This is a genomic window from Cobetia sp. MB87 (assembly GCF_011319755.1).
Taxonomy (GTDB): domain Bacteria; phylum Pseudomonadota; class Gammaproteobacteria; order Pseudomonadales; family Halomonadaceae; genus Cobetia.
This window is the reverse complement of the sequence record NZ_VFBC01000007.1, coordinates 424,343-440,199: the sequence shown is the minus strand read 5'-3', so window position 1 is coordinate 440,199 and position 15,857 is coordinate 424,343. Positions and strand designations below refer to the sequence as shown.

At 62.2% G+C, this 15,857-nt stretch carries 11 protein-coding genes; 8 read left to right on the top strand and 3 right to left on the bottom strand.

Annotation, left to right across the window (positions count from 1 at the left end):
* The first annotated feature begins 121 nt into the window (after positions 1 to 121).
* From CDPAHKCJ_RS07950 to CDPAHKCJ_RS07915, 8 genes are all read left to right on the top strand, one after another.
* Positions 122 to 1,870, top strand: a complete 1,749-nt coding sequence (locus CDPAHKCJ_RS07950) for a carbon starvation protein A (RefSeq protein ID WP_166019329.1) — start codon at positions 122 to 124, stop codon at positions 1,868 to 1,870.
* On the top strand, positions 1,860 to 2,180 hold the full coding sequence (locus CDPAHKCJ_RS07945) for a cory-CC-star protein (protein ID WP_200019223.1): 321 nt from the start codon (positions 1,860 to 1,862) through the stop codon (positions 2,178 to 2,180). The genes CDPAHKCJ_RS07950 and CDPAHKCJ_RS07945 overlap by 11 nt, the downstream gene beginning before the upstream one ends.
* Positions 2,171 to 3,391 carry a TRC40/GET3/ArsA family transport-energizing ATPase gene (locus tag CDPAHKCJ_RS07940; protein WP_166019328.1) on the top strand — a complete coding sequence of 407 codons (1,221 nt, stop codon included), beginning with the start codon at positions 2,171 to 2,173 and terminating at the stop codon, positions 3,389 to 3,391. The genes CDPAHKCJ_RS07945 and CDPAHKCJ_RS07940 overlap by 10 nt, the downstream gene beginning before the upstream one ends.
* 316 nt (positions 3,392 to 3,707) lie before the next feature.
* Positions 3,708 to 4,916 carry an efflux RND transporter periplasmic adaptor subunit gene (locus CDPAHKCJ_RS07935; protein WP_277343443.1) on the top strand — a complete coding sequence of 403 codons (1,209 nt, stop codon included), beginning with the start codon at positions 3,708 to 3,710 and terminating at the stop codon, positions 4,914 to 4,916.
* A gap of 101 nt (positions 4,917 to 5,017) precedes the next feature.
* On the top strand, positions 5,018 to 8,149 hold the full coding sequence (locus tag CDPAHKCJ_RS07930; protein WP_166019326.1) for an efflux RND transporter permease subunit: 3,132 nt from the start codon (positions 5,018 to 5,020) through the stop codon (positions 8,147 to 8,149).
* Positions 8,150 to 8,520: 371 nt separating this feature from the next.
* Positions 8,521 to 10,008: a paraquat-inducible protein A gene (locus CDPAHKCJ_RS07925; protein ID WP_166019325.1), complete on the top strand. Its 1,488-nt coding sequence runs from the start codon at positions 8,521 to 8,523 to the stop codon at positions 10,006 to 10,008.
* Positions 10,005 to 11,639, top strand: a complete 1,635-nt coding sequence (pqiB, locus tag CDPAHKCJ_RS07920) for an intermembrane transport protein PqiB (RefSeq protein WP_166019324.1) — start codon at positions 10,005 to 10,007, stop codon at positions 11,637 to 11,639. Before CDPAHKCJ_RS07925 ends, pqiB begins: the two co-directional genes overlap by 4 nt.
* Before the next feature lie 11 nt (positions 11,640 to 11,650).
* Positions 11,651 to 12,346: an ABC-type transport auxiliary lipoprotein family protein gene (locus tag CDPAHKCJ_RS07915; RefSeq protein ID WP_166019323.1), complete on the top strand. Its 696-nt coding sequence runs from the start codon at positions 11,651 to 11,653 to the stop codon at positions 12,344 to 12,346.
* 143 nt (positions 12,347 to 12,489) lie between these two features.
* Here the strand turns inward: CDPAHKCJ_RS07915 and CDPAHKCJ_RS07910 are convergent, their stop codons facing one another.
* The 3 genes from CDPAHKCJ_RS07910 to CDPAHKCJ_RS07900 form a co-directional block, all read right to left on the bottom strand.
* Positions 12,490 to 13,029: a glycine zipper 2TM domain-containing protein gene (locus CDPAHKCJ_RS07910; protein WP_166019322.1), complete on the bottom strand. Its 540-nt coding sequence runs from the start codon at positions 13,027 to 13,029 to the stop codon at positions 12,490 to 12,492.
* 367 nt (positions 13,030 to 13,396) lie between these two features.
* Positions 13,397 to 14,032 (bottom strand): hypothetical protein, encoded by a 636-nt coding sequence (locus CDPAHKCJ_RS07905; RefSeq protein WP_166019321.1) that lies wholly within the window; start codon positions 14,030 to 14,032, stop codon positions 13,397 to 13,399.
* Positions 14,033 to 14,119: 87 nt separating this feature from the next.
* The gene (locus CDPAHKCJ_RS07900; RefSeq protein WP_166019320.1) at positions 14,120 to 15,310 is read right to left on the bottom strand and encodes a GGDEF domain-containing protein; all 1,191 of its coding nucleotides are present in this window, start codon (positions 15,308 to 15,310) and stop codon (positions 14,120 to 14,122) included.
* Positions 15,311 to 15,857: the final 547 nt, after the last annotated feature.

Here is a 15,857-nt window from a genome sequence, read left to right as displayed (position 1 = left end):
TCGATGTTAGCGTCACGCCGATCTGCACCAGCGTGTTGAAAGCCCTCCGGCATGTGACCAGACACCTGACATACGCCAGCACGCCCTACTCAATCCATCACCACGCCACTCGGAATCTGCCATGAACGCCATCTGGCTTGCCCTGTTCGGTTGCGTTGCCTTCGCCATCGGCTATCGCTTCTACTCCCGCTTTCTGGCCGAACGCATCTTCCGCCTCGACCCGAATTTCGTGACGCCAGCCCATGCGCTGCGCGATGACACCGACTACCTGCCGACCAATCGCTGGGTACTGTGGGGGCACCACTTCACCTCGGTCGCTGGTGCGGCGCCCATCGTCGGGCCGGCCATCGCGGTCTACTGGGGCTGGCTTCCGGCGGTGCTGTGGGTCGTGCTGGGCAGTCTATTCGCGGCCGGCGTGCATGATTTCGGCACCTTGACGCTGTCGGCGCGCCATCGCGGCCAGTCCGTCGGCACCCTGGCGGACAAGCTGATCGGCAAGCGCGCTAAATTGCTGTTCCTGTTCATCATCCTGATTCTGGTCTTGATGCTGAACGCGGTGTTCGCCTGGGTGATCGCCAACCTGTTCATCAACTTCCCGGCCAGCGTGCTGTCGGTGCTGATCCAGATCCCGCTGGCGGTATGGATCGGCCATCGCGTCTATCGTCGCGGCGGCAAGATGCTGATTCCTTCGATACTGGCCTTGATCGTGATGTACGCCGCCGCGCTGCTGGCGGGCCAGTTCGAGTACCTGCAGATCGACCTGGCCGGAACCTTCACCGCCATGGCCGGTGGCGAGGATGGCACGCTGCTGTTCGGCCTTTCGCCCATCGCCAGCGCCTTCCTGGTGTGGATCATCGCACTGATGGCCTATGTCTATGTCGCCTCGGTGCTGCCGGTCTGGAAGCTGCTGCAGCCACGCGACACCATCAACTCTCACCAGCTGGTGGTCGGGCTGGTGCTGCTGTATCTGGGGCTGGCCGTGGGCGGTCCGCACCTCACGGCGCCGGCATTCAATGTCGATGCCGAGATGTCGTTCTATCCATTGCTGTTCATCACCATCGCCTGTGGTGCGATTTCCGGCTTCCATGGTCTGGTCGCCTCCGGCACCACCTCCAAGCAGCTGTCGCATGAACCGGATGCGCGCATGATCGGTTACTCCGGTGCACTGGGCGAAGGCATGCTGGCGCTGATCTCCATCATCGCGGTGGCCACCCTGTTCGGTAGCCAGGCCGACTTCAGCGCAACCTATTCAAGCTTCGCCGCCGCCGGCGCCAATGGGCTTTCGAGCTTCGTTCAGGGCTCCGGTCAGTTGATCTCGCATCTCGGTCTGCCTGCCAACATCGGCAGCACCCTGGTCGCGGTCATCGTGGTCAGCTTCGCGGCGACCACACTGGACTCCGCCGTACGCCTGATGCGCTACATCATCGCGGAGCTGGGCAGCGAATACGGCATGCCGGCACTCAGCCACAAGCACGTCGCCACCAGCATCGCCGTCATCGCCAGTGCCGCGCTGGTCATCCTGCCGCAGGGGCCCAAGGGCTTCGGTTCCGGTGGCTACCTGCTGTGGCCGCTGTTCGGTACCAGCAACCAGCTGCTGGCGGGTATCTCGCTGATGCTGGTGTCGGTATGGCTCAAGCGTCAGGGACGCCCTGTCATCTATACCCTGGCCCCGATGGTCTTCCTGATGATCATGACACTGTGGGCGATGGTGCAGCAGGTTGTGCTGGACTGGTCGGGCATGGGCAGCAACGACCCGCAATGGCTGCTGTTCACCTTCGGCAGCCTGATCATGGTGTTCGCGCTGTGGATCCTGCTCGAGGCCAGCCGCAGCCTGACGTCTCCCGCCCGGGTGAGCGCTCATGAGAGCTGATGACGACTCCCGGCTGGCGTCATCACCCCGCCAGCCGGGTCTGACAAGGCGCCTGCTGACAGGCGCCCTTCAGCTGCGGGATGGCTGGGAGGCCATGCTGCGCGTCAACCAGCAGCGCGATCTGGCGCAGCTTGCCCGTGAGGAGGAGGACATCTTCATGATGATGAGCTTCGCGGAGCTGATGGGCATCCCCAATCCGGCGCCTGCCGTCTCGCTGGAGATGCTGCCGTTGATGCTGGAACGCATGCATGACTGGCACCTGCGTCAGGGGCTCGAGCATTCACCGTTGGAAGGGATCAAATGCTGCTGAACTGGCTCAGGCGGCGTCGCCGACAGGATGGTGCCCGCCGCACGCATGCAGCCGAAGGCCGCTCCGACCCCGGCAGGGCGCATGTTACGCAAGAGGAAGGCGCCATCCCCCGCCCCGAGATCTGGTTCTTCGGTGGCAAGGGCGGTGTCGGCAAGACCAGCTGCGCGGCGGCGCAGGCATTGGCGCTGGCAGAGAAAGGCGAGCCGACACTGCTGGTGTCGACGGACCCGGCGCACAATCTGGGCGATCTGTTCGGGGACCTGGGAGGCAGGCCGCGCGCCATCGCGGCCTGCCTGGATGTGATGGAGCTGGACCCCGAACAGGAGTGTGAGCGCTATCTCGAGGAGGTACGCCAGCGGATCGCGCCACTGGTCAGCGGGGAGCGCAGCGCCACGGTGATGCGCCAGCTGGCACTCGCGCGCCATGCGCCGGGCACCAGTGAAGCGGCACTCTTCGATGCGCTGGTCGAGATCATCCTTACCCCGCCTGCCCCACTGACATCGGACAGCTCATCGTATCGACACATCCTGTTCGATACGGCTCCCAGCGGGCATACCATCCGACTGCTGAGCTTGCCGGAGGTGCTGGGCGGCTGGCTGGAAGGCATGCTGGGCCAGCGCCGGCGAGCCGTCGCGGAGCGCAGCCTGTGGCTGGACAGTCAGCAGACAGCCACCGCCAGCAAGCCCGGATCTTCTGCCCCCGAAGACCCGATCAGCGAGGCGCTGGAGCAACGTCGTACCCGCTACAAAGCGCTGCGTCGGTGCCTGACGGATGCCAGCCGGGCGCGCGTCATTCTGGTCAGTACGCCAGAGAAGCTGCCGTGCCTGGAGACAACTCGAACACGAGACGCGCTGGAAGCACATGGTCTGGCCGTCGGCGGTCTGATCATCAATCAGTGCCTGCCGGACGCCTCGTCAGAGGTGTCGGGCGCAAGCTCGCCCTCCTCCGGGGAAGCACAGGCTGACTGGGTCGCGAGCTGGAGAGAACAGCAGCAACACTGGGCCGCCAGACTGGAGGAGGCCTTCGCTGATCGCCCCTGCCTGCGCCTGTCACGTCAGTCACGCCTGCCGGAAGACAGGGAGAGCCTCGCCCCCCTGATCACGGCACTCTCGACGTTCCGGCCGTGGCGCCACGCCAGCTCATGCTGTCAAGCCAGGTCTCCCCATCCCACGACGTGCACTTCGGCACATCACCCGCAGCACCAGAGGTGAATCATCTCCGCCTCTGCTCACCCTCAGGGCTGGACCGTCCCCATCACGGCCCGCAGCTGACCAGAGAACCTGCCGGTGCCAGCCCCGCAAGCCGTTTTCCGCCTGCCTGACAGGACACGCCCCGAGGGTTGCACAATAAGTGCATACATATGTCATGCCCTTCCGATAGAATAGCTGGCTAAACACTTTATTCGCTTCGCCTCCCACTGTCGGCAACTGGCCTTCAGGGCGGTGGTCACGTATTCGTGCAGCAGAACATCATTGAGGATTCTCCATGGTCTCGACTTCTCCGAGTCACCTCCGCCCATCGAGGCGCTTGCCGAAACTCCGCATTCAGCGCCGCCCGGCCTTGTGGTCTGCAGGCCTGCTGTTGATGGGCGCCTTGCTGACGGGCTGCAATGAGAGCGGGGATGCTGACCCGTCCTCCGCTCAGGCCCAGAGCGCCCCACGTGCCACGGAAGTCGAAGCTCTCACGGTCACTGCTCAGGACATCCCGATCACCAATGAACTGGCAGGCCGCACCAGCGCCTACCAGTCCTCCGAGGTTCGCCCACAGGTCGGTGGTGTCATCCAGTCGCGTGATTTCACTGAAGGCAGCGTGGTCGAGGAAGGTCAGGTGCTCTATCACATCGATCCGCGCACCTATCAGGCGGACGTGGATAGTGCCAAGGCCAGTCTTGAGCGTGCCCAGGCTACGCTGCATACCTCGCAGCTGCAGGCGAAACGCTACAAGACGCTGGTGGCACGCAAGATGGTCAGTCAGCAGGATTACGATGACGCCATCGCCACCGTCGGTGAAGACACGGCGGATGTCACCTCCGCCAAGGCAGCTCTCAAGAGTGCCCAGATCAACCTCGACTACACCACCGTGAAAGCCGCCATCAGTGGGCGAATCGGCAAATCCAGCGTCACCAAGGGGGCCTTGGTCACTGCCAGCCAGGACACTGCTCTGGCGACGATTCAGCAACTGGACCCGATCTATGTCGACGTGACCCAATCGGCCAATGACATTCTCAGAATCAAGCGTGAGCTGGCCAGCAACGGCAAGGCCGCGTCCGCTCCCGACATGGCCATGGTGGAGCTGATCTTCGACGATGGCAGCCGCTACGAGCATCAGGGCAAGCTCCAGTTCACCGATGTCAGCGTCGATCAAAGCACCGGCATGGTGACATTGCGGGCACTGTTCCCGAATCCGGATGAACTCCTGCTGCCCGGCATGTTCGTGAAGGCACGTCTGGTCGAGTCAGTGGCCAGAAATGCCATCCTGGTACCGCAGAAGGCGGTCAGCCGTGACAGTGATGGCAAGGCCACAGCGCTGGTGATCAACGATGAGAACAAGGTGGAAAGCCGTGAACTGGTGACCGGCCAGGCCATCGATCACCAGTGGATCGTCCTCCAGGGCCTGAAGACGGGAGACAGGGTCATCACCAGTGGCCTGCAGAAGATCCAGGAAGGTGCCACCGTCACGGTGGCGGAAGATGAGACAACGGGCTCGAACGGCGGCAACGAAAGTCCGGCCGCCTGATCCTCGTCGCACACCAGGGCGACAGGTCATCTTGATGATGCTGACCGCAAGGTCAGGGCCTGTCGCATGTCCCGAACGACGTTTCAGGAGCCCCAAACGTCATGGTCAGATTCTTCATCGATCGCCCCATCTTTGCCTGGGTGCTCGCCATCATCGTGATGCTAGGCGGTACGCTGAGCATTCTGAAGCTGCCTATCGAGCAGTACCCGTCACTGGCCCCGCCCAGCATCAAGATTCAGGCCACCTACACCGGTGCCTCTGCCGAGACGGTTCAGAACACCGTCACCCAGGTCATCGAGCAGCAGATGACCGGGATCGACAACCTGCTTTACATGTCCTCGACCTCGGATTCCACGGGCAGTGCCGCCATCACGCTGACCTTCGCCAGCGGGACGGACTCCGACATCGCCCAGGTGCAGGTGCAGAACAAGCTGTCACTGGCTGAGGCGAGACTGCCCACCAGCGTGCAGACGGCAGGTATCGAAGTCACCAAATCCTCCTCGAGCTTCCTGATGGCCATGGCCTTCGTCTCGGACGACGACAGCATGACCAACCAGGAGCTTGCCGATTACGTATCATCCAACGTCCAGGACGAGATTGCCCGTGTCAATGGGGTCGGTGAGACCCGCCTGCTGGGGGCCCCCGGTGCCATGCGCATCTGGCTGGACCCGGCCAAGCTCAACAACTATTCCCTGACGCCCAGTGACATCACGGCAGCCATCGACACACAGAACAGCCAGACCACATCCGGTCAGCTCGGCAACCTGCCGGCAGAGGCAGGACAACAGCTCAACGCCACCATCGTGGCACGAACTCTGCTGCAGACACCGGAGGAGTTCGGCAACATTCTGCTCAAGACACAGGCAGACGGCTCACAGGTTTACCTAAAAGACGTCGCACGCGTGGAAAAGGGCGCGGAAAGCTACAGTGTCATCACGCGGTACAACGGCAAGCCTGCCGCCGGCATGGGGGTCATGCTGTCTTCAGGGGCCAATGCGCTGGATACCGTGGAAGCAGTGAAGCAGCGTCTTGACGAACTGGCGCCCTATTTCCCGGAAGGGGTCTCCTACAAGGTGCCCTATGACACCTCCCCCTTCATCAAGCTGTCCATCGAAGAAGTGGTGATGACGCTGCTGGAGGCCATCGGCCTCGTCTTCCTGGTGATGCTGCTGTTCCTGCAGAACTTCCGGGCCACCCTCATCCCCACCATCGCCGTACCCGTCGTGCTGCTTGGCACCTTCGGCATCCTTGAGCTGTTCGGCTATTCCATCAACACCCTGACGATGTTCGCCATGGTGTTGGCGATCGGGCTACTGGTAGATGACGCCATCGTGGTGGTAGAGAACGTCGAGCGCGTGATGCATGAGGAAAAGCTCTCGCCGCTCGAGGCGACACGCAAGTCCATGGGGCAGATCACCGGCGCCCTGGTCGGTATCGGGCTCGTGCTGTCTTCCGTGTTCATCCCGATGGCCTTCTTCCCCGGTACCACGGGTGCGATCTATCGACAGTTCTCGGTGACCATCGTGGCCGCGATGGTGCTGTCCGTGCTGGTCGCGTTGATCCTGACACCGGCCCTGTGCGCCACGCTGCTCAGGCCGACCAAGGAGAAGACCACCGGTTTCTTCGGCTTGTTCAACCGTGCCTTTGACCGCTCCAACGCGCGCTATCAGAAGGGTGTCCAGGGGATGCTCAAGCGCACCGGACGCTCGATGATCGTCTATGTGCTGGTTGTCTTCGGCTGCGGCGCACTCTTTACCCAGATCTCCTCCGGCTTCCTGCCGGATGAAGACCAGGGCAACATTTTCAACCAGGTGGTGCTGCCGGCCGGTTCGACCCAACAGGAAACCGTCGAGGTGATGAAGAAGCTTGAGCATCACTTCCTGGTCGACCAGTCCGATGCCGTCATCCAGGTCTTCAGCGTGGCAGGCTTCAGTTTCGCCGGCAGCGGCCAGAACATGGGCCTGGCCTTCGTCAACATGAAGCCGTGGGATGAGCGCGAGCGCTCGGCATTCGATGTCGTGGGCAAGGCTCAGGCCTATTTCAATACCTTGAAAGGCGCTCTCGCCTTCGCCGTCAACCCGCCCTCCATTCGCGAGCTGGGCAATGCCACGGGCTTTGACATGATGCTGGTGGACCGAGGCGGCATCGGACATGAGGCACTGACACAGGCGCGCAACAAGTTGATGGGCATGGCCGCCCAGAACCCGGCCGTCACCGGCCTGCGCCCCAATGGACTGGAAGACAGACCCCAGTACAACGTCAAGATCAATGAACTCAAGGCCACCGCCATGGGCATTGACCTTTCCGATGTCTACACCACGCTCTCCACGGCCTGGGGCTCCAGCTACGTCAATGACTACCTGGACAACGGTCGCACCAAGAAGGTCTACGTGCAGGGGCAGGCAGAGGCCCGCATGCAACCCGATGACCTGAACAAATGGTACGTCAACAACAGCGCGGGCGAGATGATCCCGCTGTCGAGCATCGCCACCGGTAGCTGGACCTTCGGCTCACCCCAGCTGCAACGTTACAACGGGGTCTCCGCGATGGAACTGCTGGGCACCGCAGCGGAAGGTTACTCCACCGGTGAAGCCATGGCGGCGATGCAGAGCATGGTCGATGAGCTGGGCGGTGGCGTGGCGCTGGAGTGGACCGGCATCTCGCTGCAGGAATCCCAGAGCAGTGGCATGGCACCTTACCTGTATGCCATCTCGCTGGTCTTCGTCTTCCTGTGTCTGGCCGCGCTCTACGAGAGCTGGAGCATTCCGTTCTCCGTCATGCTGGTCGTCCCGCTGGGGGTGCTCGGCGCCCTGCTCGCCACCTGGCTGCGTGGCCTGGACAATGACGTCTATTTCCAGGTCGGCCTGGTGACCACCATCGGGCTCTCGGCGAAGAATGCGATCCTGATCGTCGAATTCGCCAAGGACCTTGAGGTCCAGGGCCGCTCACTGATCGACGCCACCATGGAAGCGGTACGCATGCGTCTGCGCCCGATCCTGATGACCTCGCTGGCCTTCACCCTGGGTGCCGTGCCACTGGCCATCTCGACGGGTGCGGGTGCCGCCAGCCGTCACGCCATCGGCAATGGCGTGATCGGCGGGATGATCTCGGCCACAGTGCTGGCGATCTTCCTGGTGCCGGTCTGCTATGTGGTGGTTCGCCGCGTGTTCGGGGAGCCGAAAGAGCTCAAGCGAGCCCACGAAGCGGCCAGCCAGGAGGATGACCTTGTCTGATCGCTGATCACGACAGAAGCCTCATTGCCGTCACATTGTGTGACGGCCCTGCACGCCGCCCTCTCCGGGCGGCGTGCCTGTTTGCAGGCTGGCAAAAAAGGCGCGCTCACGCGGCAAGCATTGAGTGCCATCAGCCTTTTGCGGCATCATGCTACTATCGAACACTGTTTGCCTGCGCAGCTCATGCACCTTCGCAGGTCAGCGTGCACATGGAGCCAGAGCGCTGACGGCACATCCCAGAAAGCACAGCCCGGAAGCGCATCCCCGAGAGCGCAGCCGCAGGCATGTTCAAGCCACGCCTGACCAAGCCTCTGTGCATGGCCCGAATATGTATGGCACGGCTATACACCACCCGATCCCGCTGGAGCGACATGCCTCGTCCCCTTGCTGCCCTGCGCCGCTACACCCGGCGCACCCTTGAAACCCGTGACCCGCCTCAGGTGTTCGCGCCTGTCACGTCAGGCGTGTCACGGCGGCGGATGCGTGCCTGCGAGTGCTGCGACCTCGTGGTGGCACTGCCGGCGCTCAAGGCCGGCGAGCGCGCCCGCTGCCCGCGTTGCGATCACCTGTTCGCCCAGCGCCATGCCCACGCCGTGCAACGCACACTGGCACTGGCGATGGCGTGCCTGGTGATGCTGGTGCTGACACTGCCCTTCGAGTTCATCGCCTTTGCCACCAGTGGCATCTCGGCAAGCCTCAGCCTGATCGATACGCCAGCCGCCCTGACGGCCGAGTCCTATCCTTCACTGGCCGTACTGCTGATTCTGACCATCGTGATGCTGCCGGCGCTCTACTTGCTGGGTGTCATCTATACCCATGCGGCCATCGGGCTGAAACTGCCCTTGCCGGGCATTCGTGGCATTGCGCGCACCCTGAGCCATCTGCGCCCATGGATGATGGCAGATGTCTTCCTGGTCGGCGTGATGGTGAGTCTGGTCAAGATCGCCGGCATGGCCGATATCAGTTTCGGCCCATCCTTCTGGGCGTTCTGCGCCTTCGCCCTGCTGATGACCAAGACACTGGCCAGCATCGATGGGGATCGCATGTGGTTCGCCCTAGCGGGTGAGCCAGCAGCCCCCAGCGGTACGCTGCCGGGCATCGGTGCCGCCTTGCAGGGGCTGGCCAGCTGCCATAGCTGCGGCCTGATCAATGCCTGCGGCGAACGAACGGCTCACACCCACTGCCGCCGCTGTGGCGACCCTGTCCATCAGCGCAAGACGCAGAGCCTGCAGCGCACCTGGGCGTGGTTGATCGCGGCGGCGATTCTGTACATCCCCGCCAATGTCTTCCCGATCATGACCACGGTCAGTCTCGGGGAGAACGACCCGCAGACGATTGCCGGTGGCATCGTGGTGCTCTGGTCACATGGTGACTGGCCCATCGCGATGGTCATCTTCATCGCCAGCATCCTGGTGCCGGCCTCGAAGATGATCGCCATCGCCTGGTTGTGCATCAGCGCCCAGCGCCCGCAGGTGCAGCATGCGCGGGCGCGAGTGACCCTGTACCGCATCACCGAATATGTCGGTCGCTGGTCGATGGTCGATGTCTTCGTGGTGGCGCTGCTGGCCGCGTTGATCCAGCTGGGTGCGCTGATGTCGGTCCACCCGGGACCCGCTGCGCTGTCGTTTGCCTGCGTGGTGGTGCTGACGATGTTGTCGGCGCTGAGCTTTGACCCACGCCTTGTCTGGGACACCGAGGCGGAGAAGACGATGATGGCGAACACGCTGTTCGGTGATCTGCCGCTGACACCACTGACGGGCTCCGCGTCTCTTGCCTCGTCCTCGCAGGCCACGCCTCCGTTCATGACTCCGACCCGCTCCCGCAATCCCCCTTCCGCCGCCTCACAGGATGACTTATGAGTGATGATTCTCGCGCACGTCGTGAAAGTCGACGCCGCCTTTCCCCGATCTGGATAGTCCCGATCGTGGCCCTGCTGATCGGCGCCTGGATGGTGTGGCATAACTACGCCAGCCGTGGCCCGCTGATCACGATCGAAATGGAGACGGCGGAAGGCATCGAAGCGGGCAAGACATTGATCAAGACCCGTAATGTCGAGGTCGGCAAGGTCGAATCCGTACGCCTCTCGGACAACCTCGACAAGACCATCGTCACCGCGCGCATGTCCAAGGACAGCGAGCGTATGCTCAATGCCAACTCGCGACTCTGGGTCGTGAAACCGCGCATCGGTCGCGAGGGCATCAGTGGCCTCAATACCGTGCTGTCAGGTGCCTATATCCAGCTTCAGCCCGGTGACAGTCGTGATGAGGAGGACCACTTCGTGGCGCTGGAGCAACCGCCGGTGACAACACAGGACGCCAAGGGACTGCGCATCGACCTCACCAGCAACGATGGCAGCGTGCTCTCCGATGGCGACCCCGTCACCTACGAGGGCTTCGTCGTGGGGCGCGTGGAATCCAGCGAGTTCCGCCCCAGCGAGAAGGAAATGCATTACACCTTGTACATCGACTCGCCCTACAACGAGCTGGTGACCTCCACCACGCGCTTCTGGTCCACCAGCGGGGTCAGCCTGCGTCTGGATTCCCAGGGCTTGCAGGTCGATGTCGGCTCACTGGAAAGCGTACTGAGCGGTGGCGTCGCCTTCGGCATTCCCGAAGACCTGCCGCGTGGCCGTCCGGTGGTGGAGAACACCTCTTTCACCCTGTATTCCGATCAGGAAGAGGCCCGTGAAGGCAGCTTCCATCAGGCCATCGACTACGTGATCATGGTCGACGATACCGTGCGCGGCCTGTCGCGTGGTGCACCGGTCGAATTCCGCGGCGTGCGACTGGGCACGGTGGTCAGCGTGCCCTACCGCCTGACCCATCAGCGGGTACGCACGCTCTCCAGCTTCGAGATTCCCGTGCTGATTCGCATCGAACCGGAACGCCTCGAGGGGCAGGTCGATGATGAAGGCGTCAAGCAGTGGGAGAAGCGACTGGAGCGACTGTTCAAGCGTGGTCTGCGCGCAACGCTCAAGTCCGGCAACCTGCTGACCGGTGCCTTGTTCGTCGATCTGGACTTCTATGACAATCCTCCGCCGTACAAGACCGATACCTTCGATGACATCGAGGTCATGCCCAGCGTGTCAGGCGGCCTCGCGCAGATGGAAGCCAAGCTCAATGCGCTGCTCGACAAGCTCAATGGCCTGGACATCGAGCCGGTGCTGGGCAATCTCAACAAGACCCTGTCGGCCTCCGAGAGCCTCGTGAAGCGTCTCGACAAGACCGCCGGCCATGTCGACGCCCTGTTGGGTTCCGACGAGGTGCAGAAGCTGCCGGGCGATATCAGCACCAGTATCGACAACCTCAATCGCACCCTGGATGGCCTGACGCCGGATTCTTCCGCCTACCGCAAGCTGGAAGGCGATCTCGAACGTCTGGACCGTGTGCTCAAGAAGGCGGAACCGCTGCTCGATACGCTGGAGAAGAATCCCTCCAGCCTGATCTTCGACAAGCCGACCACTCGCGATCCAATTCCAAGGGCCCAATGATGACGACAGCCATGAGTCTCTCGACCCGCACGGCAGCCATGTCACGAGCGTTCAGCGTGCCTGCCTCACGGCGCACTTCTACGTCGCACAAGGGCCGCTTCGGCGGCCTGATGGCAGGCTTGCTGATGCTTGGCACACTGGCGGGTTGCACGACCGCCGCCACTGGTGGCGCTTACCTGCTGCCACAGACGACACAGGCCGCCGCCCAGCGCAGCGTTGCCGCCGATGCCCCTCTGCTGGAAGTGATGCCGGTGCAACTGGCCAGCTATCTGGAAGGCGGTAGCCTGGTGTATCAGACGGATGACATCACGTTGGTACAGGCCAGCCAGAACCAGTGGGCCGATGACCTGCAAGACATGCTGACCCGCCAGCTGCTGACGCAGCTCAAGGCCAGCCCCGCCCAGCCGCTGAGCCAGTACCGCATCGCGGACACCAGTTTGAGCGGCCTCAAGGGCGCACGCCTGAGCGTCAGCCTGGATCGCTTCATCGGTCGCCACGATGGTCAGTCCGTCATCACCGGTCGCTGGCGCCTGCGCGGCGTGGATGGCAGCGTGCTGGAGGAAGGCGACATCCAGACGCTGACTCCCCTGACGGATGACGGCTATCCGGCGCTGGTCAATAGCCTGGGCGAAGGCTGGCGTGTGACAGGCGAGCAGTTGGCACGTGAGATCGCCAAGGCACTGCCCACCACGGGGGATGCCAGCTGACGACCTGAGAACCTGACGGTCTGACAGACTGACAGACTGACAAAACAGGGTACGGCTGGATGCCCAGAGAGCGGGATGTCCAGAAACCAGAAGACCCCCGACGGATTCCGTCGGGGGTCTTCTGGTCTGGCGGCTAGCTGGCCTCAGCCTTGCTGGGGCAGTACCAACTCACCATCACGGATCTCGAAACGCTTCACGTCCGGCTTGTCCTCGAGACGCACGGTGCGGGTCTCGTCACCCATGTCGACCTTGACGTCGTAGCCAACCACCTTGTCTGACGCATCCTGCACCGTTTCACAGCGCTGTTCGGTCGTGGTGTAGGTGTCGCCCTTCTTCATCTGGCCCTGGATCTGGTTGCCGGCATAGCCGCCACCCACGGCACCCGCGGCTGTCAGCACCTTCTTGCCATTGCCACCGCCAAACTGATTGCCCACCACACCGCCGACGATCGCGCCGACGGCCGTGCCGACGACGTTGTGAGTATCCTTGCTGGGTGCCTGGTGCGTCACGGTCTCGTTTTGACAGACCTCGCGCGGGGTGGTCACGGTTTCCGTCACGGCATCTACCGCCACGATATCGGCGTATTCAGGGCCTGAGTTGCTGGCCGTATAGCTGCCGATCGCCACTCCACCACCAATGCCCAGTGCAGCAACGATCGCGCCAATCAGGATGGACTTGTTCATGCGTGTTCTCCTCACCGAATAATGTTGCAGCCTGGCTCGTCGGCCAGTCAGCCATGCCTCTGGATAACACTTGAGGGGCTGGCCGCTGCGTTCGGAGAGTAATCTAACACTGTTCGATAAACTCGGTAATGTGGCAACTTCACCACCCGGTCGTCGCCATTTCGCAACACGGGACGCGAAAAGCCGGGTTTTACGCTAGATCATGCCTTATATTAGCAATTTCTTGGCAAGCAGACTTGCGACCAGAAAACCCCGCTCATCGTCCTGGCGCTGACGCGGACTGTACGAGCCGGACAGGACGAACAGAGCCGGTGCGAGCGCCTCAGCTCGCACCGGCCCTTGCCTTGATGACTCTGACACAAGTCACTCAGTCCAGCTGATTGGCAGTGATGGACACGGCTTCATCGTTGCAGAACTGCACGCGGACATCTTCCCACCAATTCAGCAGACGGCAGGACGTGTCATCGGCAATCGTCTCGCTGATATCACTGGGCTTGCCCAGCAACGAGATGGCCTGAGCCTCGCTCATGCCCTGCACCAGATAGCCATCATCCAGTGCTGAACGAATGCGGTACTGGCGCTGACTCTCCTCACGTGCGGCCAGGGCACGCTCCTTCTCACGCGCCAGGCGCTGCGCGGTCGGGTCTTCGCCTGAAGTCTCTGCTATCACGTCAGCGGCGGGCACCACCGTCAGCGAGTCATCCAGCGTGACGGGGGTATCGCCCTGCTGGCAAGGTTGCTGCTGCCAGGTGGGCACACCCGACTGCATACAACGAAAGATGCTGTTGTTGGCCTTGGCGGCGGGCGGCAGAGAGGGTGTCGCCGGGTCGGCAATCACTTGCGCCCGGGGCGCCTGCCCGTCACTCGAAGACGCCGCAGCATTCGTCGACTCCTCCGCCTGAACCGCCGCAAGCGGCATACCACTGACCAGCGCCGCCACCAGCAGTCCCCGCAAGAGCCGGCGCGACACCTGGCGTGAAATGCTGCCACAGGAATCCATCATCAACTTGTCTCTCCACTTGGTGAGAGCGTGGATCACGCACGGATATCACGCCCAATGAGGTGAAATGGCAAAGCCATCATCCTTGCGTCAGCGCTTCCACTGATAGACCTCATCGGCGGTCTGCACATCGTCATGGTGACTGACATCAGAGCGACTGGGGGCCGAGGCCGCTTCGCCTGATCCATTGCCTGGAGTATCCAGGTGCTGCGTGCCAGGCATGGCCAGGCTGTCGGGGTTGTGGCCGTGATCGTGATCAGGCGGCTCGATCTGATCGAGACTGGTTGCGCCGTGATCGGGCGTATCCCAGACGGTCACCACTCGATTGCGTCCTTCGCGCTTGGCACGGTACATGGCCTGATCGGCACGCTGCAGAAGGTCCGGCAGCAGTGATTCCGCGCAAGCGGCTGGCCCGCCCTGGGCGACACCGATACTGATGGTAACCCGCAGCAGCTGGCCGTTGCTCAGCGTGAAAGCACGACTGTTGATCGAGAGCAACAAGCGTTCGGCTGCATGCTGGAGCCCCTCTCGGTCCTCCGTCGGACACAGGGCCACGAACTCCTCTCCCCCCTGGCGGCACAACTGATCACTGCCACGCAGGTGATGACGCAGTCGTTGTGTCAGCTCTATCAGCACCTCATCACCAATCGCATGCCCTTGCGTATCGTTGATGGCCTTGAAGTGATCGACATCGATCATCAGCACTCCCAGGCCACCACGACTCAGCAGACGCGGCCCCTCTTCCAGCAAGGCAAAACGAGACAGCGCCCCCGTCAGCTGGTCATGGCGCAAGTCACGACGGTAGCGCTTCTCGCGCTGCTCAGCCTCCCACCCGATCTGCACGGCCACCACCGCGATGAAGGTGACGGAAATCACCAGGTTGACGACACTGGCCAACGACATGAATTCGTAGGAAACGATATAGACCGGGCTGGTGAGGTATTGAGCGCCGATGTAGAACAGCAGCAGGGCACCACTGAACAATAGTCGTTGAATGCGTGACAAGGACGCGATACAGATGAAGAAGATGGCGACGATGTGGAAATACTCGAAGCCACCCTCGGCGCCGAACTGGTATTCCCACCATGCCGCCTTGGCTGACATCGGCACCACCAGCAACAGCAACGCGGTGTTCATGTACCCCTTGCGGTGGAACAGGATGGCCAAGACATTGAGCAGGACGCCGATGACATTGATCACCACCGGCTGCGGATAAGGCTGCAGGCCCAGCAGAGCGAAGTAGCCCAGCTGGCAGCCGAGCGCACTGATATAGATCCACATGAACAACTGATAAAGCACGAGGTGCCGCTCAGCCAGCCCCGCCGGAGCTGGCCACCGCCACTTCATGTTTACCGTGCGCAAGACACCCTGCCGACTTCCCGGTTTGCGACGGCGATCTGCTTTCGCCATGATTCCTTCCTCATTTACGGCACTTCCCATGTGCCTTCGCTGCGCGCCACCTGATGATTTTACCTGTCTATTCTATCTCACGCTGCTGTATGGAACGTGACAGCCATTTGCATTGCGCATCCTTCAAGGCATGCACGTAGTCAGGCATGTGTTCCACGCGTACCAGCAGTCGTCGCCTGCGAGACTGGCAATCCCATCACAGCGGCGTGGCTCACGTAGCAGGCGCCTGAGCGTGAAGCATCAGCAGTCTCGAGGATCAGCAGTCGAAGATTCTCACAAAGTGTGCCTTGTGGGGGGTGCTCGAAGGTTTTCAGGCAGTATATAAGCCCTAATTTCAGTCGTGATGATGACCGGGCTGGAAATAGTCCGTGACCAGTCAATGGTACTCTTGAGCATGGCAATACTGACATCTCGCCGC

Coding starts and splice junctions, on each gene's coding strand:
- CDPAHKCJ_RS07930 (WP_166019326.1), top strand. CDS start 5,018: ATGGTCAGATTCTTCATCGATCGCCCCATCTTTGCCTGGGTGCTCGCC.
- CDPAHKCJ_RS07950 (WP_166019329.1), top strand. CDS start 122: ATGAACGCCATCTGGCTTGCCCTGTTCGGTTGCGTTGCCTTCGCCATC.
- CDPAHKCJ_RS07910 (WP_166019322.1), bottom strand. CDS start 13,029: ATGAACAAGTCCATCCTGATTGGCGCGATCGTTGCTGCACTGGGCATT.
- CDPAHKCJ_RS07905 (WP_166019321.1), bottom strand. CDS start 14,032: ATGATGGATTCCTGTGGCAGCATTTCACGCCAGGTGTCGCGCCGGCTC.
- CDPAHKCJ_RS07945 (WP_200019223.1), top strand. CDS start 1,860: ATGAGAGCTGATGACGACTCCCGGCTGGCGTCATCACCCCGCCAGCCG.
- CDPAHKCJ_RS07900 (WP_166019320.1), bottom strand. CDS start 15,310: ATGTGGATCTATATCAGTGCGCTCGGCTGCCAGCTGGGCTACTTCGCT.
- CDPAHKCJ_RS07940 (WP_166019328.1), top strand. CDS start 2,171: ATGCTGCTGAACTGGCTCAGGCGGCGTCGCCGACAGGATGGTGCCCGC.
- pqiB (WP_166019324.1), top strand. CDS start 10,005: ATGAGTGATGATTCTCGCGCACGTCGTGAAAGTCGACGCCGCCTTTCC.
- CDPAHKCJ_RS07925 (WP_166019325.1), top strand. CDS start 8,521: ATGCCTCGTCCCCTTGCTGCCCTGCGCCGCTACACCCGGCGCACCCTT.
- CDPAHKCJ_RS07915 (WP_166019323.1), top strand. CDS start 11,651: ATGAGTCTCTCGACCCGCACGGCAGCCATGTCACGAGCGTTCAGCGTG.